Raw genomic sequence first — 26545 nt, 5'->3', positions numbered from 1 at the left:
GGAGAAAGTAAAAAGTGCTGTATAATTTATTGGTTCCGTATACGGAACAATTTGGCGGATTTAATTTATTTAGGTATCTGACGTTCCGTAGCGGTGGAGCGATGTTTACCGCTTTGTTTCTTACTTTATATATAGGACCTAAGGTTATACGCTGGTTGAAATCAAAACAGGCGGAAGGACAACCGATAAGAGAGGATGGACCACAGTCGCATCTTGAAACCAAGAAAGGTACACCGACGATGGGTGGTTTGATGATACTAATATCGGTGACGATAACGACGTTATTATGGTCTGATATAAAAAGCTCTTATATGTGGATTTGCCTGTTTGTTATGCTTGGTTTTGGTGCTCTCGGTTTTTTTGATGATTATCTGAAACTTACCAAGCGCAATAGTAAGGGGCTTTCATCACGTAAAAAATTGCTTGGGCAAGCGGTGTTTTCCTTAGTCGCCGTGCTTATGATACAGGCGGTTGTCGCTCCAAGCTTGTCTTCTCATGTGTCGGTGCCATTTTTTAAGAATGTACTGATTGACGCTGGAATTTTTTATATTCCCTTTGTTATGATAGTGCTTATCGGCGCTTCTAACGCGGTTAACCTTACGGACGGATTAGATGGTCTGGCGATAGTTCCGATCATGATTGTCGCCGGTTGTTTCGCTCTTATCGCCTATCTTGTCGGAAGACCAGATTTTTCTAGTTATTTGCATCTTGATTTTATAAGCGGCGCTGGGGAGCTTGCGGTGTTCTGTGCGGCGTTGGTTGGAGCTTCGCTGGGTTTTTTATGGTTTAACGCTCAGCCTGCTGAGGTGTTTATGGGTGACACTGGCAGCCTGTCGCTTGGCGGCGCGCTTGGTGTGGTGAGTGTTATTACTAAGCATGAGTTTGTACTGGCGATCATTGGTGGTTTATTTGTGGTAGAGGCATTATCGGTTATTATTCAAGTTTTTTCCTATAAAACACGTGGTAAGAGGGTGTTTAAGATGGCGCCTATTCACCACCATTTTGAGAAAAGCGGATGGCCGGAATCAAAAGTGGTGGCGCGTTTCTGGATTATCGCCTGTGTATTTGCTCTTCTAGGACTTGCTACACTTAAGATTAGGTAAATATGATAACAGTAACGGAATATAAAGGACAGAAAGTCGGGGTGTTTGGTCTGGGTAAGGCTGGTGAGGCAGCGGTCACCGCTCTTGCCGCTGGTGGAGCGAAAGTATTTAAGTGGGATGATTCTTTTGAATTCCCCCTCCCCATGCGGGAGGGGGTTAGGGGGAGGGGTGACAATAAAGCTGTAAGTCACCGAGAATATCCTGTTTATATAAAAGAATTTGCTAGAGCTCTCCGTAAAAATATGACAGAGGCGGAGAAGAAATTTTGGAAGGCTATAAGTAATAAAAAAACCGGTTATAAATTTAGAAAGCAGTTTGTTGTTGATAGTAGATATATAGCTGATTTTGTTTGTTTGGAGAAGAGACTGATTATAGAAATTGACGGAGGACAGCATAGTGAAAATATTGATGATACCAGGCGCACGTCATATTTGGAATCACAAAATTTTAGAGTAATTCGTTTTTGGAATAATGAGATACTAGAGAATTTAGAAGGGTGTTATGATATTCTGGTAAAGGAATTGTTAAATGATACCCCCCACCCAAACCCTCCCCCGCAAGGGTGGAGGGAATATTCGGAAGCTCCGCGAGAGAGTGAGGAAGATTTAGAAGCCTTGCATGGAGAGCGGGGAATATTCAAAATACCGCCTTCTGAATGGGATTGGGCGCGGTTAAAAGCTGTTATTCTTAGCCCTGGTGTGCCGCTTACTCATCCGAAGCCTCATCCTGTGGCAGAACTGGCTAAGCAACATAATGTTCCGATTATAGGTGAGGTTGAGTTGTTGTTTCGCTCGCAACCGGAAGCGACTTATATCGGTATTACCGGAACTAACGGTAAATCAACAACTACCGCTCTTATCGCTCATATACTTAAAGAATCTGGTGTTAACTGTGAGGTTGGAGGTAATCTCGGCGTGCCAGCGCTTGCGCTTGAGCCGCTTGTTAAAGGTGGGGTGTATGTATTGGAGATGTCATCTTATCAGTTAGATTTAATGAGAACGGTTAAGTTTAATGTGGCTGTTTTACTTAATATTACGCCAGATCATTTGGATAGGCATGGTGATATGGCGGGCTATATAGCGGCAAAGAAACATATTTTTGATAGGCAAGAGGCTGATGATGTGGCAGTGGTTGAAGAGGGGGTGAATGTTGAATGGTGTCTGGTAAATGGTGTCGCAAAATTGGTAAAGATTTCCGTACAAAAAGAGTTGGATGAAGGGGTATATGTAAAAGATGGTATTATTATTGATACTGCCACTATTCACCAGACACCATTTGCTATTCACCAGATAACTTCCCTTACCGGTAAACATAACTGGCAAAACGCGGCGGCGGCATATGCCGCTTGTCGGGCAGTTGGTATCGCTCCTGAGAAAATATATGAGGCTATGCGGAGCTTTGGTGGATTGCGTCATAGGTTGCAGTTGGTAGCTACCATAAATGGTGTGTGTTTTATTAATGATAGTAAAGCGACTAACGCTGACGCTACGCGGAATGCCCTTGCTCCATATAAGAATATACGCTGGATAATAGGAGGCAAAGCAAAGGCTGGTGGTATTGCAAGTCTTGAAAAATATTTTCAAAATGTCGCGCACGCTTTTTTGATTGGTGAGGCGGCAGAGGAATTCGCGAAAACTTTAGAGGGGAAAGTGCCATATACACATTGCGGGACATTGGATGTGGCGGTAATGAAAGCGACAGAAATGGCAAAATCAGGTGATGTAGTTCTGCTTTCTCCCGCATGTGCTTCTTTTGACCAGTTTAAGAGTTTTGAGCATAGGGGAGATGTGTTTTGTGAACTGGTGGAGAAACTTGCAAATGGTATGGTTATATGAGTATTAGCTACGAAGAGTGGGTGGAAAAAATATTTAATCCTCTGGTTGAAGGACAATATTACTATTGGGATGATAATAGAACCTATAGTGATATTGATGATATTATATCTTCTGTAGATAAAATAGAATACTTGATACGATTGTTTGAACACTCTGAAGATGAGTTATCAATGTTTTCTGATAAGCAGGTAAGTAAGGGACTGTGGTATATAGCTGGTAACTCAGAGTATACAGAAGTTTGGAAGGATGATAAAATCAATGAAAGACAAAAAAAACAATTTATAGAATCAATATATAAATTATTTGTCGGTTGTTTTGTTAATAGGTGCGAGCGGTGTCTTGGTCATCTTGATGAAAAAGGTACGAATCCTGTAAATAGTATCTGTTATATGTGGTGGGATATTCTGCCTATAATCTCAAGTAAAAAAACGGATGATTATCTGCTGTTTTTAGATATAATGAAAAAAATACTATCAATAAACCATGTAGCTTGTCAGGAGTCAGCATTGCATGGTCTTGGTCATTGGCACAATTCTCATCCTGAGATAGTAGAAGATATTATAGATAATTATCTAGCTAGGTTTGGCAATCTTTTTACTCAGAAAAAAGGTAAGAGAGTGTTAAAAGATCCAAAGCAGGAGCTACCCAAAATATTGCGTTATGCTCTTCAGGCAAGAACAGGGTGTGTACAGTAATGCGTAATCGGACAGATACAGGATTATTGGCGCGCTGGTGGTGGACGGTTGATAGAGTGAATCTATTTGCTATATTGTTGCTCGCGGCGATTGGTATGGTTATGGTAGTGGCAGGCAGCCCACCGGTTGCCAAGCGTTTAGGCTATGACAGCTTTCACTTTGTAAATAAGCACTATATGTTTCTTGGTTTCGGCTTGGTTGTTATGATAATAACCTCCATGTTGCCGACTGTAGCTATCAGAAGGCTCGCGGTAATCGGGCTTGCTGGAAGTGTTATTTTAATGATGGCTGTTCCGATTATTGGTGTAGAAAATAAAGGGGCACATCGCTGGATAAATTTGTTTGGTGTTTCTGTGCAGCCATCAGAATTTATGAAGCCATTTTTCGCGGTAGTTATGGGTTGGATATGCGCTGAGAACCAGCGTTTGGTTAATTTTCCTGGTTACAAGGCGGCTATAGGTTTGTATGGGTTGGTGGCGTTATTGCTGCTGATACAGCCGGATCTTGGGATGACGATAACGGTAAGCGCGATGTGGGCGGTGCAGCTTTTCTTAGCCGGACTTCCGATGTTTTGGGTTATATTATTAGTAATGTTTGCCGCTGGTGGTGGTATTGGCGCTTATTATTTTTTCCCTCATGTGGCAAAGAGGATTGATTTGTTCTTAGATCCTGACTCTGGTGATAATTATCAAATAAAAAAATCGCTTGAGGCGTTTCGTAGCGGTGGGGTTTTTGGTAAAGGTCCGGGTGAGGGTGAGGTGAAAATGTCTCTGCCGGATTCGCATACTGATTTTATATTTTCGGTAGCGGGAGAAGAATTTGGTATAGTAATATGTTTATTAATTTTATGTCTGTTCGCGTTTATTGTGCTGCGTAGTTTCAGTAGAGCATGGAAGGAGAATGATTTATTTGTCATCCTTACAGTTGCTGGTATCGCTACTCAATTCGGTTTTCAGGCGGTTATTAACATGGGGGTGGCTGTACGATTATTTCCGGCTAAGGGGATGACGTTGCCGTTTATTAGTTATGGTGGCTCGTCTTTGGTCGCTATTTCGCTTGGTATGGGCATAATGCTGGCATTTACCCGTAAAAATTATGGGAAAAAGAAAAGATAACTATTGGATAATTTTCTGTTTTTATTAGAATGCTAGGCTTAACCAGAAGTTAAATTTAACCTAATTGGGTGTATATTTTTGATGATTGAGAGCAGTGACAAAAAATTTATAATACTTGCCGCTGGTGGGACTGGTGGTCACATATTTCCAGCGGAAGCCTTAGCGGAGGAGTTTTTATCATTTGGACATCGGGTGATGCTGGTCACTGATAGTAGGTTCGCTAATTTTAAGACTGGAGCATTGTCACAGGTTGAGACCAAAACTATAAATACCGGATCCGCCAGTGGTGGCATCATGAAAAAGATAAGTGGTGTGTTTGGGATAATACGAGGTATATCACAAGCTTATTTTATGCTTAAAAAGCTTAACCCTGATTTAGTGATAGGGTTTGGGGGATATCCATCATTTCCTACGGTATTCGCCGCGATAAAAGCCGGTATTCCAACTTTTATTCATGAGCAAAATTCTGTATTGGGAAGAGCTAATCGTTTGCTTGCTGGAGGGGTTGATTATATCGCGACATCCTTTCCCGATACTATGATGATTGAGGAAAAGGATAAAAATAAGGTGGTGTTGGTAGGGAATCCGGTGAGAAATAGTGTGAAAATACTGCGCAATATACCTTATTCGGATCCGGCGCTTGATGGTAAGTTCAATATTTTAGTAACAGGTGGTAGTCAGGGAGCGACTATTTTTAGTGATGTTGTACCAGCTTCCATCGCTTTATTACCAGAAAATTTGCGTAGCCGTATTCGTATTGACCAGCAATGCCGGAAGGATGATGTGGAAAAAACCAAAGAATATTACAATAATATTGGTGTAAGCGCCGATATTGACTCGTTTTTTGTGGATTTGCCTAAAAGACTAGCTTGGGCGCATCTGGTAGTGGCTAGATCTGGCTCTTCCACTGTTTTTGAGTTGGCAGAAGTGGGAAGACCTGCTATCTTAGTGCCACTGCCGACTTCTATGGATAATCATCAGTATTACAACGCTAATGCTTTTGAGGAGGCTGGTGGAGGATGGCTTATGAATCAGGACGGTTTTACCGCTGAGTCTTTAGCCGCTAGGCTTGAGGCTTTTTTAATGGCACCGGACGCTCTTATAAAGGCTGCTGCTGGCGCGAAGAAATTAAGAACTAGGGATGCCGCTGAAGGCTGTGTTAAGCTCGCGCTGGCTCTTGCCGAATCAAAAAAAGGAACGGTAGTATGAAACAACTTCCAATTTCTCATAGGATGCCACTTTCGGTCGGTGTCATACATTTTGTTGGTATTGGTGGTATCGGGATGAGCGGTATCGCTGAAATATTACACAATCTTGGCTATAAGGTACAAGGGTCTGACGTGGCTGTTAGCTATAATACAGAAAGACTTGCCAGATACGGTATAGACATATTTATTGGTCACAGTGCTGAACATGTGGAGGGCGCGGCAGTGGTGGTGGTGTCGTCTGCTATTAGAGCGGATAATCCGGAATTTGTAGCGGCACGTAACTCTCGTATTCCGGTGGTAAAGCGGGCGGAAATGTTGGCGGAGATTATGCGTCTTAAAATGTCGGTAGCGATTGCCGGAACACATGGTAAGACTACGACAACTGCCCTTACTGCCGCTCTGTTGGAAGGGGCTGATATGAATCCTACCGTAATTAATGGTGGGATTATAAACGCAAGGGGGACAAATGCTTATCTTGGTGAAGGTGAGTGGATGGTGGTAGAAGCCGATGAGTCAGACGGTAGCTTTACCAGACTTCCTGCTACCATAGCGGTTGTTACTAATATTGACCCTGAACATCTTGATCATTACGGTTCTTTTGAAGCAGCGAAAGCGGCTTATTTATCGTTTCTAAATAACATACCGTTTTATGGATTCGCCGTGTTATGTACTGACCATCCGGAAGTTAGAAATCTAGCGGCTAAGGTTCAGGATCGTCGTTTTATCACCTATGGTACTAATCCACAGGCGGATGTTCGGGCGGTTAATATAAGATCTACCTCTGGTGGTGAGATGTTTGATGTTGAAATAACTTCCCGTGATAATGATGACGTAAGAACAATAAAAAACATATTATTACCAATGTATGGGAATTATAACGTTAGTAATTCTTTGGCGGCGATCGCTATTGCTACCGAGTTAAAAATATCTGATGAGGATATTGTTAGTTCACTAGGTAGATTTGAAGGGGTGAAAAGACGTTTTACCAAAGCTGGTGTCGCTGGAGGCATAACAATTATAGATGATTACGGTCATCATCCGGTGGAGATAGCTTCTACCTTAAAGGCGGCAAGAAGCGCGCAGGAACATAATGGTGGCAAGGTGATAGCCGTTGTTCAGCCACATCGTTATAGTCGGGTTAGGGATTTGTTCGCTGATTTTTGTGGATGTTTTAATGATGCTGACACAGTGATAGTAACCGATATTTATCCGGCCGGTGAAGAGCCGATAGAGGGCGTAAGCTCTACTAGTCTTACGGAAGGTATTATTGCCGCCGGACATCGCCATGCTTTATGTCTTGACTCACCGGATAATCTCGCGAATATGGTAAGAGATGTCGCTGAGTCTGGAGATATGGTAGTTTGTCTTGGAGCGGGCTCTATAAGTAAATGGGCGTATCAATTAGTTGAGCAGTTAGAAGATGGTGAAAACAGGAAATTAGCGGTATGAGTAAGTCTACTGCCATGCAAAAAGATGATAATTATCTTTTGGATAGAGATGAATTCAAGAAATTTAATATCAGAAAAGGCGTAGATCTTTCTAAAACTAACTGGTTTCGGGTTGGTGGAGTCGCTCAATATTTATTCAAGCCAGAAAATGCGCGAGATCTAGCGGATTTTTTTAGTGTATTACCAAAAGAAATACCAGTTACAGTGCTTGGGGTTGGCTCTAACGTTATTATTCGTGATAGCGGAATTGATGGTGTTGTAATAAAATTAGGCAGAGATTTTAATTATTGCCGCCTTAAGGATGATGAGGTTTCCATAGAGGCTGGAGCGAGTACTCTGGATATAAATGTTGCTTTGGTTTCCGCTGATTGCGCTATAGAAGGTCTTGAGTTTTTAAGTGGTATACCCGGTACTATAGGCGGTGCGGTACGGATGAACGCTGGAGCTTATGGTAGCGATGTATCACAGGTTTTGGTTGAGGCGGAAGTGGTTAAGCGGGATGGTACTATCCGTCGTGTCACGAATTCGGATATTGGTTTTGTCTATCGTAATAGTAACTTGCCAAAATGGTGCGTGATAACTTCCGCCGTGTTTAAGGGAAGGGCAGGAGATAGCGAGAAAGTAGCAAGCAGGATTGAGGAAATAAGCCGTAAGCGAGAAGAAACTCAGCCAATCAGGATGAGTACCGGAGGTAGCACTTTTAAGAATCCGATGGGACATAAAGCTTGGGAGCTGATAGAGATGGCTGGTTGTCGGGGAATGGTTCGTGGTGGCGCGCAAGTGTCAGAAAAGCATTGTAATTTCCTGATAAATAATGGAGGAGCGACCGCCGCTGATCTGGAAGGGCTTGGTGAGGAAGTGATAAAAAGAGTGTTTGAGAAAACCGGAATTACCTTAGAATGGGAGATTAAACGGATTGGGAATAGGTAGCGGTTATGGGAATTAAAATTAAAGAATAATTTTATGAAGTTATTAGCGATAGAGCCAAGACAAATGATAATTCGTTATGCGTTTATAACGGTTTTGCTGCTTGCGTTTTTTATATTGTCTGGATTGGCTTCCGGTAATATTATGTTTGTGAATCACTACGATTCTTATAGGTCGTTTCATGATACTTATTATGTTTATAACGTAGGAGAGTGGGCAAAGAAATTTTTAAGCTTTTCCTTTTATCCGGTAGCGTTTGTTTTTTCTATTTTCCAGATTTTGTCAATCTTCAGATTTTTAACCATTAAGAACACAGCCACTAATAAATCCATTGCCATAAAAATAATTTTTCTATTATTTTTTATAAGTTGGGGGACGTTGTTGTTATATAATTTTACACTTGGGTAGTCTTATGACAAAACATATAGCGGTGCTAAAAGGTGGGATGTCGGCGGAGCGTGAAGTGTCATTAAATAGTGGTGCGGCTTGCGCTAGGGCTTTGTGTGAACTTGGCTATGAGGTAACTGAAATTGATGTTGGACGGCATCCGGTTGTGAAAAGCGGAGCTTTTCACTAGATTGCTCTGCAACCCACCAGACCCCGCTAACCACGTGCGGGGTGACATTGTATCCAAATCTGATTGCCATGGGGTGAAGTTAGGGAAGTTGACATAATAGTTGTTGTGTTATATATTATTAAAAGGTAATACCTTTTAATAATAAGTGGCGTAAAGTAGTATAATTGTGAGTTGTCATGAGCAATAGAACAGCAAAAGATAGGACAACCAATATGGTTTCTGTGAAGTTAAAGCCTGAGGTTAGGGAGGCTTTGCATAATCTTTCTGATTTTAGGAAGCGTTCCTCTCACTTTCTTATGAATGAGGCGATAAGTCATTACGTGGAGATGGAAACAGCACGGATGAATTTTATCAAAGCAGGTGAATCGGCGGCTAAGCATTATGAGGAAACGGGTGAGCATATTACTTTTGAGGAATTTGATAAATGGGTAGATTCTTTACCGGAGGATGTTAATTCTAAGATTATCCCATGCCACAAATAATTTTTTCAGAAAAAGCTCATTCTGATATAGAAAGATTAAGAAATTTTCTTATAGTTAAAAATGTTGACGCGGCCATCAGCGCTATTTCAGCGATCAGAAATCATATAGTTGTTTTACAAAAATCTCCTTTTATAGGAAGAGTAATTGAAGACTCAGAATTAAGAGAATTAATAGTTCCTTTTAGCAATAGCGGGTATATAGTTCTGTATAAATATTATTTTGACCGTGATTTGGTAGTGATAGTTGCTATAAAACATCAGAAAGAAGATGATTATGAGTAATGCGAAACATATAGCTGTGCTAAAAGGTGGGATGTCGGCGGAGCGTGAGGTGTCACTAAATAGTGGGGCGGCTTGCGCTAGGGCTTTGCGTGAGCTTGGCTATGAGGTGACCGAAATTGATGTTGGACGGGATCTGGCAAAAAAGCTCGCGGAGGTGAAGCCTGACATAGTGTTTAACGCTCTACATGGCAGATATGGTGAGGATGGTTGTGTACAGGGGCTACTTGAGGTAATGCAAGTGCCTTATACTCATAGTGGAGTTCTTGCTTCCGCTGTTGCTATGGATAAGCCGCTGGCTAAAATAATTATGGCAAATGCTGGTCTTAAAGTGCCTGCTGGCAAGGTAGTTGGTGCGGACGAGATTCTAAAAGGTGATCCGTTGCCGTGCCCTTATGTGGTAAAGCCAGCTAATGAAGGCTCTAGTGTTGGTGTGTATATTATTAGGGAAGGTGATGAAATTCCTGATTTAACAGAAGGTGATAATTGGCTGGTTGAGGAATATATAGAAGGTAGAGAAATTACTGTTGCTGTACTTAATGGGCAGGCGCTTGGGACTTTAGAGATAAGGCCTAAGTCTGGTTTTTATGATTATGAGAATAAATATACTGATGGTAAAACCGAGCATCTTTGTCCGGCTCCGCTTAGTGATGATGAAACAAAGATAGTTATGGAAATGGCGGTGGTCGCGCATAATTCACTTGGTTGTCGTGGGCTTACCCGCAGTGATTTCCGTTATGATGGTAAGGATTTCTATATATTAGAGATAAATACGCAACCCGGTATGACATCTCTGTCACTATCACCAGAAATAGCCGCTTATTCTGGTATTTCTTTTAGTAATCTTGTCGGTAGGCTGGTTGAGGAAGCCAGATATGGCTAGGGCGAAATCCGCTAGTAAGAAGTCATCAATGACTGCTAGGCAAAAGCAGTCGCAGCAGATAATGCGTGAGAAGGAGCGGCAAAGGCGGTGGCAAAGCATTAAGAGTAAGTTTAGTATATTTTTCTTTGGTTCTCTCTTTATAGCGGTGATTTATGGTGGTGTATGGGTATGGCAGACTAGCGCTGTGAGTAGAGGAATCAAGGCTGGCTCTGATTTTGTGTATGGAGTTACGGTGGAAGCTGGTTATAGGGTGAAAAATTTTTATCTGGAAGGACGTAAGCGAACTCCTGTCGCTACTATTAACGATGTTGTGGATGTAAGTGAGAATACTCCTATATTGCGGGTTGATATTGATGATGTACGCAGAAAATTAGAGGAAGTTGATAGTATAAAATCAGCATCGGTGGAGCGTTCGTTGCCTGATACTCTCTATGTGCGGATAGTAGAGCGTGAACCGGTCGCTCTATGGCAGTATAAAGGAAAAATATCATTAGTTGATGATAATGGGGTGGTAATGAGCGGGATTGATATGGAGCCTTATAAAGACCTGCCGCTTATTGTTGGTAAAGGCGCGCCAAAGAATGTAAAAACCCTACTTGAGATACTTGATACTGATAATAAGCTTAAGAAGCGTTTTACCGCTGCCGTATGGGTTGGTGGTAGGAGATGGAATATATATTTACGCTCAGGCAGCGCGTTGTCGGAGGATAAGGGTGATGTGGAAGTGTTGTTGCCGGAAAAAAAAATTCTTGATGTGTGGAAAGAGCTTGCCGAATTACAAAAAAAACAGCAAATTCTGGATAGGGATGTTAAAGTTATAGACTTGCGTATTAGAGATAGATTATTTATGAAATTACCTTCTTATGATACAACTGGTAAGAATAATAATTCGAAAGAAATATAGTGAAAGCTAAAAAAACAAATAAGGTATTGAAGAAAAGCGGAAGTAATGGTGTCGCGGTGCTGGATATTGGTACCGCTAAGATAGCTTGCTTTATCGCGAATATTGATACTGCTGGTGAGATAAAAATAACCGGTATCGGGCATCAGTTGTCAAAAGGAATAAAATCGGGGGTTATTACCGATTTTGCTGAGGCTGAGACCTCAATTGCCAACGCTGTGCACGCCGCTGAGCAAATGGCAGGAGAAAATATAGAAAATGTTATAGTAAGTCTTTCTGGGGGTAATCTTAACTCGCGGAATGTGGCGGTTGAGATGTCGCTTTTTGGGGAAGAGGTGGCAGATCGTGATATAATGGATATTATTGAACAGGCAAGAGCGAGCGTCGCCCATGACGAGCATGAGGTGTTACACTCAGTGCCGGTTTCTTACTATCTTGATGGCGCTAAGGGAATTATGGATCCACGCAAGATGTTTGGTAAGAAGCTGGGAGCTGATGTCCATATGATAGTAGGGCTTGCCAGTGTTATGCGCAATATTACTCATTGTATTGGGCGTTGCCATCTTAACGTAGAGGAATATATAGCGGCTCCTTATGCCTCAGCCTTATCTTGCTTGGAGGAGGATGAAAAACAGCTAGGTGTTACTCTTATTGATATGGGAGCTGGCGCTACTAGTTTTTGTATTATGGCTGGTGGTAAGAATATTTATACGGATTCAATACCTATTGGTGGGGCGCATGCAACCAACGATATAGCAAGAGGTCTTTCAACCAGCCTATCACACGCTGAGCGGCTTAAAACACTGCATGGCAGCGCCATAGCGACCGCTAGTGATGATCAGATAATGCTTGATGTGCCGCCTTTGGGTGAGGAAGATTCTGACGATGTAAATAGTATGCCGCGATCAATGTTGGTTGGGATTATCCGTCCACGCATGGAAGAGATATTTGAGATGATAAGGAGTAAGATAGAGCTAAGTAATTTGTCAACGGTTGCTGGAAAAAGGGTGGTTCTTACTGGTGGGGCTAGTCAGTTGCTTGGCGCGCGTGAGATGGCGAGTAATATTCTTGGTAAGCAGGTGCGTTTAGGTCGCCCACATATGATAGCTGGTCTTGCTGACTCAGTTAGTGGTCCGGCTTTCTCTACCGCGCTTGGTATGTTGGAATATCGGGTAAAGAAACCAATAGAGGAGCAGATGTTTGATATACACAGACATCGTGGTGGAATGCGCGCTGGTTTTGAGAAGCTTCTACACTGGTTTAAGGATAATTTTTAATTAGATAAAAGGATCGTATGACCATTGGAGAAGGGCTTGGCGCTGTCTGGGGCGGCAGGTTAGGTCTCCTTTTTTGCAATTAGCCTTGATTTGTCCAGCGTGGCGGGCGAAATTCTTCCAGCGTTTTGTTTGTATTTCATCTATAGTTGGGCTGCGTCTACCAAGATAATAGCGGCAATACCATTGGAACCAACCTCTGGGATCATCACCGATTATCCAGCCTTTTTCTTGCCATACGGAAAGATTTTGGCGACTTTTTATCTTGAAAGAGTTAAGGCTGGGATCAGCAGTATCGCTTATTTTGGCGTCTTTGAACCAGTCTTTTGGGAATTCATCTTTGCAATCATTTAGGTATTTGCCTTCAAAAACCCCCATTTCTAGCATTTGTTTGGGCGAAAAGCATGGGCTGAAGCCATAAGCGAAGTCATCTCCGGTTGGAGCATCAAGACGATAGCGATAATTTTTCTGCATTTTATCGTTGACTGTTATTATATCGCCTATTTCAAACATACGGCTTCAGTTCATTGTCAGGCTGAACTCGTCATTATCTTCGCTTAGTAATTCTTTGAGTTTTTTTATTACTCCAGCTATGCCGTTAGAGCTGGCAAGTTTAGTGAATTCGGCACGATGAGTATTTATTAAACTAACATTTTCTATAGATATATCACGGACTTTATATGAGTTGTTATCCTCACGTACCAAATAATTAACATTAAGCACGTCTTGATTGGTAAGTTTTATCTTGGTAGATACGGTGAAATCAGGAGTGTTTGTGTCGCTTACATTTATTATATCAATGGCGTTTATTCTTTTATCAGGATTTTCAGCGAAGCTCTCAACATAAACTTTAGTAAGAAATTTTCTGTAAAGATTAGTATAGGTTTCTTTTTGTTCAGCGGTTGCCTGCCTTATGTTTCTGCCGATTACGAATTTGGCTATCCAGCCAATATCCATAGAATTGCTGAAAGACCTACTTAGATTTTTTTTGCGCTCATCATATTCTTTTTTCTGGTCGCTTATTACTGAGAGTACTATCTCAGCGAAACTAGTAGCAAACTCAAGGCGCTTATCATGCAGCTCAGGATATTTTATTTTTTGTCCGCCAAAGCTATCTGAGATATTTATATTTAGTAATATGGCAGATAAAAGTACCACGAATAAAATACGCATACTAGTGTGGCTATATGTTTGTTTACAAGCGTTCATTCCAAAATCCCAGATTAAGATTGCGGGAATAAATAGGATAGTATATTAAAATATTTTAATTATTAACGATTGAATAAAATTTTATATATTATCTTATTTACGAGTATAACCTATTGATTTATATTGAGAGTTATAAATGCTTCATTTCCCTTACGGTTTATTTTAACCAATATATGTTTTCTACCTGATTTTTTAGCTGTATCAATCATATTTTTTATATCTGATATTTTTTGAACAGCATTGTTATTCACGCTTACTATTATATCACCTTCTTGAAGCCCAGTCTTCTCCGCTTCTGAATTATTGTCTATATGAGTTATTATTAAGCCTGATTTTAACTTTATTCTAAACTGAGAGCGCAGATGGTCGTTAAGTGGGGTAATCTCCATTCCTAACAGTTTTTGTCCATCATGATTATCATTCTTATTTTTATTATTTTTACTTGATGTAATTTTTTCCTCATTCTCATCTAGCTCACCTACAGTAACGGAGGTGTTATGGGAAGAGTTTTTTCGCCAGTAAGTAAGTGATACTTTGCTACCGGATTTGGTTTCAGCTACCATACGTGGTAAGAATCGCATTTCCTCTATTTCTTTGCCATCCAGATGAGTAATTACATCTCCGGCTTTAAGGCCAGCTTTAGCGGCGGGGCTACCTTCTGATACTTCTAAAACCAGCGCGCCAATCGCTTTTTTCATTCCCAGACTATCGGCTATCTCATCGGAGACTTTTTGTATTTTAACGCCAAGCCAACCACGATGAGTACGACCAAATTTTTTCAGTTGATCAACTATCGGTTTTGCCAGTGAGGTAGGAATAGCAAAACCAATACCAACCGAACCACCACCCATACTTGGAGAGAATATAGCGCTGTTTATGCCTATTACCTCACCTTTGGTGTTAAATAGAGGGCCACCGGAATTTCCTTTGTTTATTGGAGCGTCAGTTTGCAGGAAATCATCAAAAGGACCAGCGTTTATATTGCGCTGACGAGCGGAAATGATTCCTTTAGTAACGGAGCCACCAAGTCCGAATGGGTTGCCGATAGCGATTACCCAGTCACCGACACGCATCGTGTCTGAATCACCCATAGTAACAAATGGTAGAGGTTTTTTAGCGTCAATTTTCAGCAAGGCAAGGTCGGTTTTTGGATCACGACCAATTATTTTAGCGGTATATTTTTCCTGATCTGCTAGTATCACTTTAATTTCCTCCGCTTTTTCTACCACGTGATTATTAGTTATTACATAACCACTAGCGTCAATTATAAAGCCGGAACCAAGTGAGTATACTTCTCTTTCTTTAGGTGTATTAAGACCTGGTCCACCGAAACGCTCAAAAAAATCACGGAATGGATCCATATCTGGTGAATTCGGAAAGTTGGGAAATGGCATGTCACCGAATACACCACTAGTTCGGATTTTTTGAGTAGTTGAGATATTTACCACCGCTGGTAATAGATTATCCACCAAATCAGCGAAACTCGCTGGAGGCTCTTGCGCTATGGCTGGCTTTGCCACCATAGCTGGTGAAGTAGTGATGAATATAACTATTGCTAATGAAGAGAGAAAAAATCGTAAGGTGGACATAAAACAAACTCCCTAATTATTGGACATTGTGGACAAGTTTAATATTTATGTCATAGCTATATAGACCTCTGTTTTGAAAATCTCAAGGGATAATAGGAGATTTTATTTATTGGTCTTCGTCGCGACTTCTAGCTTTGCCAGCTCTACGGCGGCTCTTAGATCTATATCATCTATGATAGAAAGCAGGTGTGGATCCATAACATTTTGTTTTTGCTTTGATAGTTGTGTTTTTATGTTTCTTAAGGTGTCCATAGACATAGTGCCGATAAGTAGCCTTTTGCGGAGTTGTTCCAGAGTATCAAGAAGGTCATTACCATATTTCACGGATTTTTGACGATTTATTTCCTCATCTGATAGCTCTTGAAGGGATAATATACCAGATATTTGTTGGGATGGCGCTATATTTGCCGTAGAGGAGGTTTTTATGGTATCGGAATTTTCAGATATATCCAGCATGTTAGAGAAAGAGCTGGATTTTCCAGCTCCTGCCCTTTTTTTAGATTTATCTATATTTTTCAGATTATTATAGGTTTCAATTTTCATGGCTGTATAATTTATTAAACTCTATTTGTCTTATTGAATATAACAAGATTTATGAGTTCGTCAAAGGATGAGCATAGAGTGACATCATATAATATAACGCATAAATCAGATATGGCACATAAATTGCATTGTATTCCCTAATATTAATAAATCCATGCTTTAGAGGCATGATGAGCTGGTTTTATTAATAAAACATTAAAGGGGTGTATATGAATAGAGATCCAGATTTCTCGGTTAGTACTAAGCATGAGGATAAGCTTGCGGCATTGCTTGATGTAAGTGATTTTTTTTATAAATTTATATTGCTGCCGGTAGCGTTTTTATCATTTGTCTGTGTTTATATGATGATAATTTCTTCTCCGGTACGCGCTGATTCTAGGCTTAAGGATATTGTTACGTTTGAGGGAGTAAGAGAAAATATCCTTATGGGTTATGGTTTGGTAGTTGGACTTAATGGGACCGGAGATAAGTTAAAAAACAGCGCGTTTACCGAGCAGAGTCTTATCGCTTTTTTGGAACGCCAAGGCGTTAACACTAGGGGAACTACACTTAAGACACAAAATGTAGCAGCGGTTACTATTACCGCAACCTTGCCACCATTCGCTCGTAGTGGTAGCAAGGTTGACGTATCAGTAAGCGCGATGGGGGACGCTAAGGATTTGTCAGGTGGGACATTGCTTGCTACACCGCTATATGGCGCTGATGGAGAGGTTTATGTTGTCGCGCAAGGAGCGGTATCAATCGGTGGATTTAGGGCACAGGGAAATTCTACTACAATTACTAAAGGGGTGCCGACTTCTGGTTTTATAGCTAATGGTGGCATCGTTGAAAGAGAAACTGAGTTTGCTCTTAATAAAATGCAAGAGATGAAGTTGTCACTGCGTAATCCAGATATAACCACCGCTGGACGTGTATCAGAAGTTATTAATGAATATATAGGTCCAAGTATTGCTAAAGTTACTGATCCTGGAACGGTAGTTTTATCAATACCTGATGTTTACCGTAATAATGTAACCAAGCTATTGGCTGAGATTGAAAATCTTAGAGTAAAGACGGATCAGATAGCGAAAGTGGTCATAGATGAAGCGTCGGGTACGATAGTTATTGGGGAGAATGTTGGTATTGATACGGTCGCTATAGCACAGGGAAATTTGGTCGTTAGGGTTGAAGAAAAGGAAATTGTGTCGCAACCAAATCCACTTGCGCCGGAAGGAGCGGAAACAGAGGTGGTACAGCGCACGGAAATATCAGTAAATGATAACCCTGGTGGTAGGATGGCTGTGCTTAAAAAAGGAGCTAATTTAAGAGAGCTGGTTGGTGGACTTAACGCACTTGGTGTAAGCCCGCGTGATTTGATTACTATTTTGCAGACAATTAAAACTGCCGGAGCGTTACAGGCTGAGATTTTGGTTAAATAAACAGAATAAATGAAAATATAGGAAGCAGTTTTATGTCTTTAGCGATTGGTGGAGATTTGTTGGTTAGCGAAGCTGGTATCGCAGCTTATCAGAAAGGTTTGGTGGCAAAAAATACCTTAACTGGCAGTATTAATAATGATGCTAGCAAGAACGCTAGTGAACAAAAGATTGACGCTTTGGCACGTGACTTTGAAGCGGTGTTTATTAGTCAGATGATGGATAAGATGTTTGGAGAATCAATAGGAACGGATGCTTTTGGGAGCAAGGAAAGCGACGAGATATATAAAGGACTTATGGTTCAAGAATACGGAAAATTGATTGTTAAGTCTGGTGGCATAGGAATTGCTGATTATGTTAAGAGAGAATTGCTGCATCTTCAGGAAGTATAGGAGGGATATATTATGAGCGGCGCGCAGAGAATGATAAAGATGGATATAGAATCTGGTCGTAAAGCGTCTGATTTTCGGGTGAGGGATGTGGTTATGCTTACGGCACGTCTTGCTCAAATATTAGCGGAGGAGGTTGATTATCTGGAGGAGATGAAAATCTCTAAGCTTGATGATTTACAGAAAGAAAAGATATTCATAACCAACGCGCTTGAGGCACAGCGTAAATTGGTTGAGCGTTACCCTGAAATGTTGAGTGAGCTTACCATTCAGGATAAGAAGGAGCTAGCGGATGTTGAAGAGATTATAGGTGGTGTGCTTAAGGAGAATAATCGCAGGTTGCTTCTTGCTAAAGAGGTAAATGGTAAGGTGGTGCAGGCTATTACCGATGTAGTTAAGGAAACCACGCAAAGTCGCACTTACAACATAAAAGGATACGCCGGAGCGGCTAAATTTAACAGTCTTTCGGTGACACTGAATAAAACGATTTAACGTGGTTAGTGTGGGTTGTGGTTAATTGTGATTATAACAGGATTATGGTAATTTTATGAGTCTAGCCCTAGCATTAAATAACTCGCTCACCGGACTTAATATCAACCGGCAGTCACTTGCTGTTCTGTCGCAAAATATATCAAACGCTAATACTGAAGGGTATAGCAGGAAGATAGTAAATCAGGAGTCCATATATCTTGATGGGCAGGGCGCTGGGGTAAGAATTGAGGATGTGGTAAGAAAAGTAGATGATTATCTTATTAGGTCAATAAATCAACAAACCTCGGAAGTAGGAAAAGGTGATACTTTAAGTGATTATGCGGAGAGGATACAAATTTTATTGGGGAAACCCGGTGAGAGGAATAGTGTTGACGCTAATATAAGCAGTTTTTTTAACTCAGTACAATCTTTGGCGCAGACGCCAGAGAATTCGTCTTTACGCATTAACGCTATTAATTTAGGAAAAACTTTAAGTGGGCGGATGAGCGATTTATCGCTTGGGCTTGATGACTTACGTTTTCAGGCGGATCAAGATATATCGCTTATGATCTCATCAATAAATTCCGCGATTGTTGAGATTGATAAGTTAAATACTAGTATAAGCAATGAATCAGCGCTTGGAAGATCTGTGGCGGAATTAGAAGATAAGCGTGATTTATTGGTAAAAGATTTATCGCAATATATGGAAATACAGATTTTCAAAAAAAGTAATGGAGAGATAAATATTTCCAGCGCGAATGGATTTAGTATTCTTGATGATAGTGTGTATGAGTTATCGTATAGCGCGGCGGGAGCGGTTACTAGTTTTGTAAATAACGCTTCTTTGGCACCGATACAAATTTATCGTCTTGACGAGGTTGGAAATCGTTTGGGAACACCAAGAGAGCTGGTGACATCGGGCACCCCTGATTCCATAGTAAGCGGTGTTGGTAGTGGAAAGCTTGCTGGGCTTATTGATATTAGAGATAAGCAGATACCAGAAATAATCGCGCAGCTAGATAATATATCGCAGGTTTTGCGAGATCAGGTTAATGCTGTGCATAACTCAGGAAGTGGTTATCCCGGTGCTAATAGCTATACGGGGACACACTCGCTTGTCGCTGACGATTACTCACAGTGGGGTGGGAAAATTAGAATAGCCGTTTTAGGTGATGATGGGCGGGCTATTGCCTCGCGTTATGGTGATGAGGACGCGACAAGACCGCTTACTATTGATCTTTCTACTCTTGATTATGGTTTAGGAGAAGGACAACCAACAATTCAGGGTATTATTGATGAGATAAATAGGAGTTTTGGTGTTCCACAGAATAAGGTTGAGGTTGGTAATATAAATAACATTAATTTGGTTTCAAACGTAGATGATTTACCTGGTTTCCCACCACAATTTAACTTTGATTTTAGTATGGAGAATATCTCGGCAGATAAAGCTGATGTTTTTGTTACTAATGTTGAAATTCGTGATAGCACTAATACTCTGCTCGCCGCGCCAATATCAACCGCTCCGACAATTGCTCTTGCCGGAAACTACAATACAGTAGCGGGAAGTAAGGTGCTTACCGTAAATACTACTGGTGTTCATAATCTAAAGGATGGTGATAAGGTTTATTTAAGTCCGCCATCTTCCGCTATTGATGGAATTCCTACTAATAACTTTGATCAGCTTTTTACGGTAAGTAATGTGCAGGCGGGAAGTTTTGATGTTGTGGTTTCAACGGCGGCATCTACCGGAGGAAATTTTGTTGTCGCTGGTCAGACCGCTATTCCTAAATATTCGGAAGTGCCTGCTGGAGAAATTACTCGTACTAAGAACGACGGTACATTTACCGCTGATTTAAGCAGTAATCCGACTTCATCATTTTACACAGTGAATGTTAAAGTAGCTGTTGATGATGGAACGGGCAACATATCAAACTCTATAATAAGCTATAGGGTAAATAATAATACTCCTAATATTAGAAATTTGCGCTATGCGGCGACAGCAGCGACGGCTGATGGTAAAATTGTACCACCGGCTTCTCTCCAACCGGTAGTAAGAGCGTTGCTTGTTGATAAGGATGGAGTAGAGCTTGCGAAGAATAATGGAATTTATACTACCTCAAAAGAAGGTTTCCTGAAAATTGAGGCGATGGATAGTGATAATTACATAGCGATTGACTCAATGGATAGCGTAGAGCTTGGAAGACCTAATGATACTCCAAAGGTTGCTGCCACTAATAGGAGTTTTGCTCATTATTTAGGGCTTAATAATTTTTTTGTGGATGATGGTGATGAGCGGACGATAAAGACTTCGGGAAGTGCTTTTTCATTAAATGTTGAGCAGCGGCTTATTGATAACCCTAATCTTATCTCTTTGGGTAATCTTGTGCAGACTACTGTGTCATCTACTAGCGACAAGCCGCCACCATACACTTATGAGCGTAATATAGGTGATAATAGTGTTATACAGAAACTGGCGAAGCTTGGGATTGACGCGATTGATTTTAAGGCGGTAAGTGGTTTGGGACAGACTAGTAAATCCTTCACCGCTTACGCTGGGCAGATTATCGGCGCGGCGGCGACAAAAGCTAATATAGCGAATACGGAAAAAGATAACGCGCAAAGTTTGCTCGATGGTTTTGAGCAGCGCTCTGACTCAATAAGTGGGGTGAATCTGGATGAGGAGTTGGCAAATACTATAGTTTTTCAGAATTCGTATAGCGCTTCGGCAAGGATTATAACAGTAGTAAGCACTTTATTTGATACATTAATACAGGCGGTAAACTAGATTTTTATTTCTGATACAGGATAATATAATGGTAAGGAGATTATTATGTCGGTAGGTCGTATAAGTACTTTGGCTTTGCACCAGTCAACTTTACGTGACGCTAGTAAGGTTCAGGAAAATCTCGCTGATTTGCAGCAACAGCTCTCAAGTGGTTTGAAGTCAAGAGATTTCGCTGGTCTTGGTGGGAATAATTCAGAACAGTTTTTGCTTTTGGAAAATAAGATAGCGAGGACTGACAGTTATCTTGATAATAATAAGATAGTTGAGGCACGGGTAAATACTACAGCTAATATTCTAGGGCAAGTTATAGATACGGCGGCCAATCTTAAAAGTCTTATTTCGCAGAGACGTAACGCGGCTTCCAATAGCGCGGCGTTTCCTGATACTTTAAGAGGTGCTTGGCAATCATTAGTAAGTCAGCTTAATACTAGTTTGGAGGGGCGTTTTTTATTTGGTGGGACGCGTACGGACGCGCAGCCGGTGAAAAGTGACTTCTTTCCCACTATTGGTGAGAATGGTGAGATAAACGAAGATTATTATAATGGTAGTCAAGAAGATGTTGTGCTTAGAGCCGATGATAATACTGATATAGTTTATAATGTAAGGGCTAATGATGAGGCTATACAGCAAATATTCGCTGGAATAGCTTTAGCACAGCGTGGACATGATGATAAATCTGATGAGGAATTGGCGGAGGCGTTTGATTTAGTTGAGAAAGGTTTGGATGGGGTTATAGCGGTTCAATCAATTGTTAATCAAAATAAGGTAGCAATTTCTGATATAAATATTCGTCATGAGTCATTTAAGCTTTATTTTCAAGGGGTCAAGGAAGAGATAGGTAACGCTGATTTGGTGGCGATATCTACGCAAGTAGCGATTAATCAAGGGATATTGCAAGCGTCATTTCAAGCATTTTCTAGAATTAATTCGTTAAAATTATCAGATTTTTTACGATAAAATAATAAAATTGTGCTACCATGTTGCTGTTAGCGCGGATATGTGTATGGAGGATATATGTTGAATCAGTCAATTTCTACAGGAAAACAGATGGTTGGGATAGAGTTTCCTGAAACAATACAGTCACGTTTTGGTGAGATTTCCGTAGATCCTTCTAGGGGTATAAGCTTTCCACGCGGCATACTCGGTATGCCTGACAAACTAAATTTTGTGCTGACAAATTTTAATAGCGAAAAAATGGGGCAGTTTAAGTTGTTGCAATCACTTGATGATTTTCAACTTTCGTTCATTACATTGCCGGTTGATATTAATAAATCAGTTATCGCGATAGAAGATGTTCATAAAGCCGCTGATGAGTTGCAGATAGAGCATGAGGATGTGGTCGTATTGCTTATTGTCTCAGTGCATCGTAGTCCAAGTAATGTGCGTATTTCAGTAAACGCGCGCGCTCCATTAATATTAGACTCTAGTCAAAAAACCGGTGTGCAGTATGTATTCCATGACGATAAGTATAAAGTCCAGCACATGCTTTAGATTTTTGGGTGATCAGGGCTAGTATATATCGGCATAATTAAAAAAGTGTGATGCTAGAATCTGCATAATTGCTTTATAAAACAATGCGATATACTGTATTTTTAAAAAAGGATTATAAAAGTGTCTAAAAACGCTGTGTAAAATGCGGTTTGAGCAGCATAAAAAGCAATGGCAAATTGCGTGGTCGTAAACGGTATCGTTGCAACTTGTGCTTACATCAATGGGTTGATAAGCGCGGCAAAAAAACCGACTATAAGCGTTACTATTTAGACTGGCTGCACAAACGCCGAACACTAGCAGAAATTGCTAGCATTCTTGATATTTCCATCCCCAAGCTCACCCAAGGAATTTGATGCTCTTGAGTGGGCAGAAGGATTAATTTTTCCTGCCTCAAAAGAAGCGATTAACCTGCTCATGGATGCGTCTTTCTTCGGCAGAGAATATGGCTATTTCTGTGCGCATGATGGCAGCAGAATCATTTATTACCAAGAGATCAAAACCGAATCAGTGAAGCATTTGCGTGAAGCTTTGCATGAGCTTGTGCAGGCAGGATATTGCTTCAAATCAGTGACCATTGATGGGCGCAAAGGGTTTTATGAAAACATCAGAAAAACACTTGGTGGAGTACCAATTCAAATGTGTATTTTCCATCAAAAAGCGATTGTAAGGCGATATACTGGAAATAATCCAAAGCTCCGTCCTGCAAAGGATTTGAAGGAGTTGATGGAAAAATTATGCAATACCGAACCAGAAGATTTTGTGGCTCAATTTTACGCTCTGGCAGAGCAGCACAAAGGATTCCTGAATGCCAAAAAGGGTGGAAGATTTACGCACGGAAGGACGCGTTCTGCATATAATTCCGTGCAAGAAAATCTGCACAGGCTATTTACATACAAGGAATTTCCAGAACAGAATATTCCGCCAACAACCAACCATCTAGAAGGCTTCTTCTCTCACCTCAAGGAAAGAATAAATATCCACCGTGGGTTGAAACTCCATAGAAAGAAAAAAGCTATAAAAGCTTTCCTCAATTCTTTCTAAAAAGCATCACACTTTTTTAATTATGCCTATATATCTAGCTGTCCTTGTTTGCTATGGGGAAAATATTTGGCTGACTAATAGTATCGGCTACTGTGTATTTGCCAAGAGTGTCGGTAAAAGCGTCAAGAGATTCATGCATTATTTTTTTTAGACCACAGACATTAGAAATAAAGCAGTTATTGTTAGCATCATCGAAACACTCAACCAACGTTAGATTAGGCTCAAGATTAACAACAAGCTCTTTAAGATTTATATTTTCTGGCTTTTTAAGAAGGCAAATGCCACCGCCTTTTCCCTTGCTACTTTTTATGTACCCCAGTTGAGAAAGCCGATGTACTACCTTTACCAGATGGTTCTGTGATATATTGTAGTATTTAGCTACTTCCTTTACTGTGCAGAGCCTATCTCCATGTATAGCTAGATACATAAGAGCTCTTAGAGAATAGTCTGTAAAACGTGTGATTTGCATTTTAATTTTCTAATATTTTTAATGAGTATTGTTGACTTTTTAATACATCTTATATATCTATTTATAAATATGTATATTTTATATATATTTTATTTTTAGGGGTTTGACGTTTTATGGATAAAACAATGGAAGGTGTAACTGAAAATTCTATAAAGAAGCTGGTTTATGATTTTTATAGGAAGGTTCGTGCTGACGTGGAATTGGCACCGGTGTTTGATAATGTAATAGGCGTTACAGATGAGGAGTGGGAAGAGCATCTGGATAAGATGGTAGATTTTTGGTCATCAGTGATGCTTACTACCGGTAAATATCATGGAAATCCCCTACAAAAACATAGAGATATACCTTCGTTTGATATTAAGCTTTTTGATCGCTGGCTTGAATTGTTTGTTGAGACAGTAAAGGAAATACATTCTGGACCAGCTGAGGATGAATATATAGAAAAAAGCAGAAGAATAGCTGAAAGCCTTAAGCTCGGTATATATTATCGTCCAGACTTTCCTGTTGTGTAGAGCTCATAGTTGGAGGGATTTATGAAGGAATTGCCAGAAGGAGTGGTCGCCTATAAGCGTACCCCTTTATTTACAGAGAAAATTGTACCAGCGGCTCTTCTTGCTAACCATAATACTAAAGCTGGTGTATGGGGGTTGATTCATATTGAAAGTGGTAAGCTTGAATATACTATAGAGGATAAAGAGACCAATATTCTGACAAAAGATAATTATGGCGTTGTTGAGCCTGAGGTTATTCATCATGTGAGACCTTTGGGAGAAGTTTCTTTTTTCGTTGAATTTTATAAATAAATTGTAAAGTTAAATTGTATTTGAACAAATGTATTATTTTACTATTGACTTTTAGTTAGGAATCCTTACTATATAAAAACCATACTTTATTTGTATAGTATGGGATGCGTAATGATTATATCAATTATTCTTATAAGGAGTGTTTTTATGGCTTATATCGGACTTACCAACCCTGAGCAGACATCAGGAAAACAAAAAGAGCTTTTTGATCAAATTAAAGGAGCGTTTGGTGTGGTTCCTAATATGTTTAAGGCGATTGGTAATTCACCAGCGGCTCTACAAAGCATGTTTGGTTCGTTTGGTGCTCTTGGTGGTGGTAAAATAGGCGCGCAACTAGGAGAGCAAATCGCTGTTTTGGTAGCTGATATTAATCGCTGTGAATATTGTCTTGCCGCGCATACCGTTCTAGGTCAGAAAGCTGGTCTTTCCGCTGATGATATGGCATCCGCTCAAAATGGAAAGTCTTCTGACGCAAGAACACAAGCCGCTCTTGACTTCGCGGCAAAGTTAGTAAAAAATCGCGCGCAGATAAGCAGTGAAGACGTTAAGAAAGTTCGTGATGCTGGGTTCAGCGATGAGGAAATAGCTGAAATTTTAGCGCATGTCGCACTTAATATTTTTACTAACTATACGAACGTCGCGTTTGATGTTGAAGTTGATTTTCCAAAGGTCAACCTTAATAAGGTAGCAGCGTAACCAGCGCAATAAGAAATGCCACTGGCTTGAGCCAGTGGAAATTAAATATTCATACCATGACCGTATAGGACTATTGTCTTGTACGGTCTTTTTTGGTACATATGGTGTTTTAGTTTTATTATTTGAATGATAAAATTTGGTGCTCGCGGCCAGACTTGAACTGGCACGGGATTAACTCCCGAGGGATTTTAAGTCCCTTGCGTCTACCGATTCCGCCACGCGAGCAATAATATCTTCGGTAAAGCCGTAACAGGCTGTGATATATAGCCTTTAACATTTATCTTATCCAGTGTTTTTTACAGGTATTTGTATAGATGTTGTACATTATGGGCTTGTTAATGGTTTTATATTCTATAATCGAAGTATATGTATGAAATTTTGTTAATATATATTTGGCTGAAATTATATATTTTTTAATTATTCAACTATAAAGTATTTTTGTATATAAAATTGCAATTAATGAGCTTTTATGTCTGGGAATAAAATTAAAAATAAGGGATTTATAAAACTACTAGCCGTTGAGGATTGTGAGACATTCGCTGTTATGTTGAAGGAATGCTTGACCGGTATAGAGGGTATGCGTGTTGAGAAACATTTCGCCTCTGATATGAAGAAAGCGATGGAGAGGTTTAGAGAAAAGCTACCGGACGCTGTTTTGCTTGATATAGTTCTACCTGATGGTAATGGGCTAGATTTGATTCAAGAAATGTTAGAGATAAAGCCTGATACAAAAATCATAATAGTAACTGGTAGTGATTCACATGATAATATAAAAATAGCTAAAGAACGTGGTGCTGTTGGTTATATATTAAAGCCATATAATAGGCAGCAAATTATTGAGATACTCAGAAAAATCTATGAGCAAGATCAGCCTACATCTTCTGATAGGGTAAATAAAATAAATACCGCGAGATAAAA

29 protein-coding genes, 1 tRNA gene and 1 pseudogene are annotated in these 26545 nt (G+C 40.3%); 25 read left to right on the top strand and 6 right to left on the bottom strand.

The genetic code is table 11. The annotated features are described in order from the left end of the window. Nucleotides 1-14 precede the first annotated feature (14 nt). The 13 genes and pseudogenes from mraY (at nt 15) to ftsA (ending at nt 12729) form a co-directional block, all read left to right on the top strand. Complete coding sequence (gene mraY / locus R3D71_08590) at nt 15-1103, top strand: phospho-N-acetylmuramoyl-pentapeptide-transferase (protein ID MEZ5691705.1); 1089 nt, start codon at nt 15-17, stop codon at nt 1101-1103. A 2-nt stretch (nt 1104-1105) separates the two neighbouring features. Next, entirely contained in the window at nt 1106-2938 is a 1833-nt protein-coding gene (gene murD, locus R3D71_08585) for a UDP-N-acetylmuramoyl-L-alanine--D-glutamate ligase (protein ID MEZ5691704.1), read from the top strand. After that, nucleotides 2935-3633 carry a hypothetical protein gene (locus R3D71_08580; GenBank protein ID MEZ5691703.1) on the top strand — a complete coding sequence of 233 codons (699 nt, stop codon included), beginning with the start codon at nt 2935-2937 and terminating at the stop codon, nt 3631-3633. The genes murD and R3D71_08580 overlap by 4 nt, the downstream gene beginning before the upstream one ends. Then, nucleotides 3633-4748, top strand: coding sequence for a putative lipid II flippase FtsW (ftsW, locus tag R3D71_08575; protein ID MEZ5691702.1), 1116 nt, complete (start codon nt 3633-3635; stop codon nt 4746-4748). The genes R3D71_08580 and ftsW overlap by 1 nt, the downstream gene beginning before the upstream one ends. An 81-nt stretch (nt 4749-4829) precedes the next feature. Continuing rightward, a complete protein-coding gene (gene murG, locus R3D71_08570; GenBank protein ID MEZ5691701.1) occupies nt 4830-5957 on the top strand; it encodes an undecaprenyldiphospho-muramoylpentapeptide beta-N-acetylglucosaminyltransferase in 1128 nt (375 codons plus the stop codon). Then, nucleotides 5954-7405 (top strand): UDP-N-acetylmuramate--L-alanine ligase, encoded by a 1452-nt coding sequence (murC, locus tag R3D71_08565; protein ID MEZ5691700.1) that lies wholly within the window; start codon nt 5954-5956, stop codon nt 7403-7405. Before murG ends, murC begins: the two co-directional genes overlap by 4 nt. Beyond that, the gene (gene murB, locus R3D71_08560) at nt 7402-8334 is read left to right on the top strand and encodes a UDP-N-acetylmuramate dehydrogenase (protein MEZ5691699.1); all 933 of its coding nucleotides are present in this window, start codon (nt 7402-7404) and stop codon (nt 8332-8334) included. The genes murC and murB overlap by 4 nt, the downstream gene beginning before the upstream one ends. A gap of 409 nt (nt 8335-8743) precedes the next feature. Further along, nucleotides 8744-8872 (top strand): annotated as a pseudogene (locus R3D71_08555) (D-alanine--D-alanine ligase). A 212-nt stretch (nt 8873-9084) separates the two neighbouring features. Continuing rightward, entirely contained in the window at nt 9085-9390 is a 306-nt protein-coding gene (locus R3D71_08550; protein MEZ5691698.1) for a hypothetical protein, read from the top strand. Further along, nucleotides 9378-9671: a type II toxin-antitoxin system RelE/ParE family toxin gene (locus R3D71_08545; GenBank protein MEZ5691697.1), complete on the top strand. Its 294-nt coding sequence runs from the start codon at nt 9378-9380 to the stop codon at nt 9669-9671. The genes R3D71_08550 and R3D71_08545 overlap by 13 nt, the downstream gene beginning before the upstream one ends. Beyond that, on the top strand, nt 9658-10551 hold the full coding sequence (locus R3D71_08540; GenBank protein MEZ5691696.1) for a D-alanine--D-alanine ligase: 894 nt from the start codon (nt 9658-9660) through the stop codon (nt 10549-10551). Before R3D71_08545 ends, R3D71_08540 begins: the two co-directional genes overlap by 14 nt. After that, complete coding sequence (locus R3D71_08535) at nt 10544-11455, top strand: FtsQ-type POTRA domain-containing protein (GenBank protein MEZ5691695.1); 912 nt, start codon at nt 10544-10546, stop codon at nt 11453-11455. The genes R3D71_08540 and R3D71_08535 overlap by 8 nt, the downstream gene beginning before the upstream one ends. Next, entirely contained in the window at nt 11455-12729 is a 1275-nt protein-coding gene (ftsA, locus tag R3D71_08530; protein MEZ5691694.1) for a cell division protein FtsA, read from the top strand. Before R3D71_08535 ends, ftsA begins: the two co-directional genes overlap by 1 nt. Here ftsA and R3D71_08525 read toward each other — a convergent pair whose 3' ends face one another. The 4 genes from R3D71_08525 to R3D71_08510 all read right to left on the bottom strand — a co-directional run bounded on the left by R3D71_08525 (nt 12730) and on the right by R3D71_08510 (nt 16067). Beyond that, a complete protein-coding gene (locus R3D71_08525; protein ID MEZ5691693.1) occupies nt 12730-13239 on the bottom strand; it encodes a hypothetical protein in 510 nt (169 codons plus the stop codon). A 6-nt stretch (nt 13240-13245) separates the two neighbouring features. Then, the gene (locus tag R3D71_08520) at nt 13246-13935 is read right to left on the bottom strand and encodes an ABC transporter substrate-binding protein (protein MEZ5691692.1); all 690 of its coding nucleotides are present in this window, start codon (nt 13933-13935) and stop codon (nt 13246-13248) included. A gap of 110 nt (nt 13936-14045) precedes the next feature. Further along, on the bottom strand, nt 14046-15524 hold the full coding sequence (locus tag R3D71_08515) for a DegQ family serine endoprotease (protein ID MEZ5691691.1): 1479 nt from the start codon (nt 15522-15524) through the stop codon (nt 14046-14048). Between the two features lie 102 nt (nt 15525-15626). Continuing rightward, complete coding sequence (locus R3D71_08510) at nt 15627-16067, bottom strand: flagellar assembly protein FliX (protein ID MEZ5691690.1); 441 nt, start codon at nt 16065-16067, stop codon at nt 15627-15629. A 209-nt stretch (nt 16068-16276) separates the two neighbouring features. Here R3D71_08510 and R3D71_08505 point away from each other — a divergent pair, with 209 nt between their 5' ends. From R3D71_08505 to R3D71_08470, 8 genes are all read left to right on the top strand, one after another. Further along, nucleotides 16277-17485, top strand: coding sequence for a flagellar basal body P-ring protein FlgI (locus R3D71_08505; GenBank protein MEZ5691689.1), 1209 nt, complete (start codon nt 16277-16279; stop codon nt 17483-17485). A gap of 32 nt (nt 17486-17517) precedes the next feature. Continuing rightward, nucleotides 17518-17874 (top strand): rod-binding protein, encoded by a 357-nt coding sequence (locus R3D71_08500; protein MEZ5691688.1) that lies wholly within the window; start codon nt 17518-17520, stop codon nt 17872-17874. A 12-nt stretch (nt 17875-17886) separates the two neighbouring features. Continuing rightward, on the top strand, nt 17887-18363 hold the full coding sequence (locus R3D71_08495) for a hypothetical protein (protein MEZ5691687.1): 477 nt from the start codon (nt 17887-17889) through the stop codon (nt 18361-18363). A gap of 55 nt (nt 18364-18418) precedes the next feature. After that, complete coding sequence (gene flgK / locus R3D71_08490) at nt 18419-21127, top strand: flagellar hook-associated protein FlgK (protein ID MEZ5691686.1); 2709 nt, start codon at nt 18419-18421, stop codon at nt 21125-21127. 45 nt (nt 21128-21172) lie between these two features. Further along, the gene (locus tag R3D71_08485; protein ID MEZ5691685.1) at nt 21173-22084 is read left to right on the top strand and encodes a hypothetical protein; all 912 of its coding nucleotides are present in this window, start codon (nt 21173-21175) and stop codon (nt 22082-22084) included. Between the two features lie 57 nt (nt 22085-22141). Continuing rightward, nucleotides 22142-22618, top strand: a complete 477-nt coding sequence (gene fliW, locus R3D71_08480) for a flagellar assembly protein FliW (GenBank protein ID MEZ5691684.1) — start codon at nt 22142-22144, stop codon at nt 22616-22618. A gap of 149 nt (nt 22619-22767) precedes the next feature. Next, nucleotides 22768-22971 carry a hypothetical protein gene (locus R3D71_08475; GenBank protein ID MEZ5691683.1) on the top strand — a complete coding sequence of 68 codons (204 nt, stop codon included), beginning with the start codon at nt 22768-22770 and terminating at the stop codon, nt 22969-22971. Beyond that, nucleotides 22934-23659: a hypothetical protein gene (locus R3D71_08470; protein ID MEZ5691682.1), complete on the top strand. Its 726-nt coding sequence runs from the start codon at nt 22934-22936 to the stop codon at nt 23657-23659. The genes R3D71_08475 and R3D71_08470 overlap by 38 nt, the downstream gene beginning before the upstream one ends. 34 nt (nt 23660-23693) lie before the next feature. Here the strand turns inward: R3D71_08470 and R3D71_08465 are convergent, their stop codons facing one another. Beyond that, nucleotides 23694-24128 (bottom strand): Rrf2 family transcriptional regulator, encoded by a 435-nt coding sequence (locus tag R3D71_08465; GenBank protein MEZ5691681.1) that lies wholly within the window; start codon nt 24126-24128, stop codon nt 23694-23696. A 113-nt stretch (nt 24129-24241) separates the two neighbouring features. Here R3D71_08465 and R3D71_08460 point away from each other — a divergent pair, with 113 nt between their 5' ends. The 3 genes from R3D71_08460 (at nt 24242) to R3D71_08450 (ending at nt 25627) form a co-directional block, all read left to right on the top strand. Beyond that, entirely contained in the window at nt 24242-24640 is a 399-nt protein-coding gene (locus tag R3D71_08460) for a group III truncated hemoglobin (GenBank protein MEZ5691680.1), read from the top strand. Between the two features lie 21 nt (nt 24641-24661). Beyond that, nucleotides 24662-24931, top strand: coding sequence for a DUF1971 domain-containing protein (locus R3D71_08455; GenBank protein MEZ5691679.1), 270 nt, complete (start codon nt 24662-24664; stop codon nt 24929-24931). Nucleotides 24932-25078: 147 nt separating this feature from the next. Then, nucleotides 25079-25627, top strand: a complete 549-nt coding sequence (locus tag R3D71_08450) for a carboxymuconolactone decarboxylase family protein (protein MEZ5691678.1) — start codon at nt 25079-25081, stop codon at nt 25625-25627. Nucleotides 25628-25764: 137 nt separating this feature from the next. Here R3D71_08450 and R3D71_08445 read toward each other — a convergent pair. Beyond that, nucleotides 25765-25852, bottom strand: a tRNA-Leu gene (locus R3D71_08445). Nucleotides 25853-26096: 244 nt separating this feature from the next. On the opposite strand from R3D71_08445, the gene R3D71_08440 reads away from it, so the two are divergent. After that, nucleotides 26097-26543 carry a response regulator gene (locus R3D71_08440; protein MEZ5691677.1) on the top strand — a complete coding sequence of 149 codons (447 nt, stop codon included), beginning with the start codon at nt 26097-26099 and terminating at the stop codon, nt 26541-26543. Nucleotides 26544-26545 lie beyond the last annotated feature (2 nt).

This window comes from Rickettsiales bacterium (genome assembly GCA_041396965.1).
In the GTDB taxonomy this organism is placed as follows: Bacteria; Pseudomonadota; Alphaproteobacteria; order Rickettsiales; family SXRF01; genus SXRF01.
The sequence above is the reverse complement of the archived record's forward strand: the minus strand, read 5'-3'. Positions and strand labels throughout refer to the sequence as shown.

Coding starts and splice junctions, on each gene's coding strand:
- murB (MEZ5691699.1), top strand. CDS start 7,402: ATGAGTAAGTCTACTGCCATGCAAAAAGATGATAATTATCTTTTGGAT.
- R3D71_08540 (MEZ5691696.1), top strand. CDS start 9,658: ATGATTATGAGTAATGCGAAACATATAGCTGTGCTAAAAGGTGGGATG.
- R3D71_08465 (MEZ5691681.1), bottom strand. CDS start 24,128: ATGCAAATCACACGTTTTACAGACTATTCTCTAAGAGCTCTTATGTAT.
- R3D71_08455 (MEZ5691679.1), top strand. CDS start 24,662: ATGAAGGAATTGCCAGAAGGAGTGGTCGCCTATAAGCGTACCCCTTTA.
- ftsW (MEZ5691702.1), top strand. CDS start 3,633: ATGCGTAATCGGACAGATACAGGATTATTGGCGCGCTGGTGGTGGACG.
- R3D71_08460 (MEZ5691680.1), top strand. CDS start 24,242: ATGGATAAAACAATGGAAGGTGTAACTGAAAATTCTATAAAGAAGCTG.
- R3D71_08545 (MEZ5691697.1), top strand. CDS start 9,378: ATGCCACAAATAATTTTTTCAGAAAAAGCTCATTCTGATATAGAAAGA.
- R3D71_08520 (MEZ5691692.1), bottom strand. CDS start 13,935: ATGAACGCTTGTAAACAAACATATAGCCACACTAGTATGCGTATTTTA.
- R3D71_08500 (MEZ5691688.1), top strand. CDS start 17,518: ATGTCTTTAGCGATTGGTGGAGATTTGTTGGTTAGCGAAGCTGGTATC.
- R3D71_08515 (MEZ5691691.1), bottom strand. CDS start 15,524: ATGTCCACCTTACGATTTTTTCTCTCTTCATTAGCAATAGTTATATTC.
- R3D71_08525 (MEZ5691693.1), bottom strand. CDS start 13,239: ATGTTTGAAATAGGCGATATAATAACAGTCAACGATAAAATGCAGAAA.
- R3D71_08485 (MEZ5691685.1), top strand. CDS start 21,173: ATGTCGGTAGGTCGTATAAGTACTTTGGCTTTGCACCAGTCAACTTTA.
- murG (MEZ5691701.1), top strand. CDS start 4,830: ATGATTGAGAGCAGTGACAAAAAATTTATAATACTTGCCGCTGGTGGG.
- R3D71_08495 (MEZ5691687.1), top strand. CDS start 17,887: ATGAGCGGCGCGCAGAGAATGATAAAGATGGATATAGAATCTGGTCGT.
- murD (MEZ5691704.1), top strand. CDS start 1,106: ATGATAACAGTAACGGAATATAAAGGACAGAAAGTCGGGGTGTTTGGT.
- R3D71_08535 (MEZ5691695.1), top strand. CDS start 10,544: ATGGCTAGGGCGAAATCCGCTAGTAAGAAGTCATCAATGACTGCTAGG.
- R3D71_08510 (MEZ5691690.1), bottom strand. CDS start 16,067: ATGAAAATTGAAACCTATAATAATCTGAAAAATATAGATAAATCTAAA.
- flgK (MEZ5691686.1), top strand. CDS start 18,419: ATGAGTCTAGCCCTAGCATTAAATAACTCGCTCACCGGACTTAATATC.
- fliW (MEZ5691684.1), top strand. CDS start 22,142: ATGTTGAATCAGTCAATTTCTACAGGAAAACAGATGGTTGGGATAGAG.
- R3D71_08505 (MEZ5691689.1), top strand. CDS start 16,277: ATGAATAGAGATCCAGATTTCTCGGTTAGTACTAAGCATGAGGATAAG.
- R3D71_08580 (MEZ5691703.1), top strand. CDS start 2,935: ATGAGTATTAGCTACGAAGAGTGGGTGGAAAAAATATTTAATCCTCTG.
- R3D71_08550 (MEZ5691698.1), top strand. CDS start 9,085: ATGAGCAATAGAACAGCAAAAGATAGGACAACCAATATGGTTTCTGTG.
- R3D71_08440 (MEZ5691677.1), top strand. CDS start 26,097: ATGTCTGGGAATAAAATTAAAAATAAGGGATTTATAAAACTACTAGCC.
- murC (MEZ5691700.1), top strand. CDS start 5,954: ATGAAACAACTTCCAATTTCTCATAGGATGCCACTTTCGGTCGGTGTC.
- R3D71_08450 (MEZ5691678.1), top strand. CDS start 25,079: ATGGCTTATATCGGACTTACCAACCCTGAGCAGACATCAGGAAAACAA.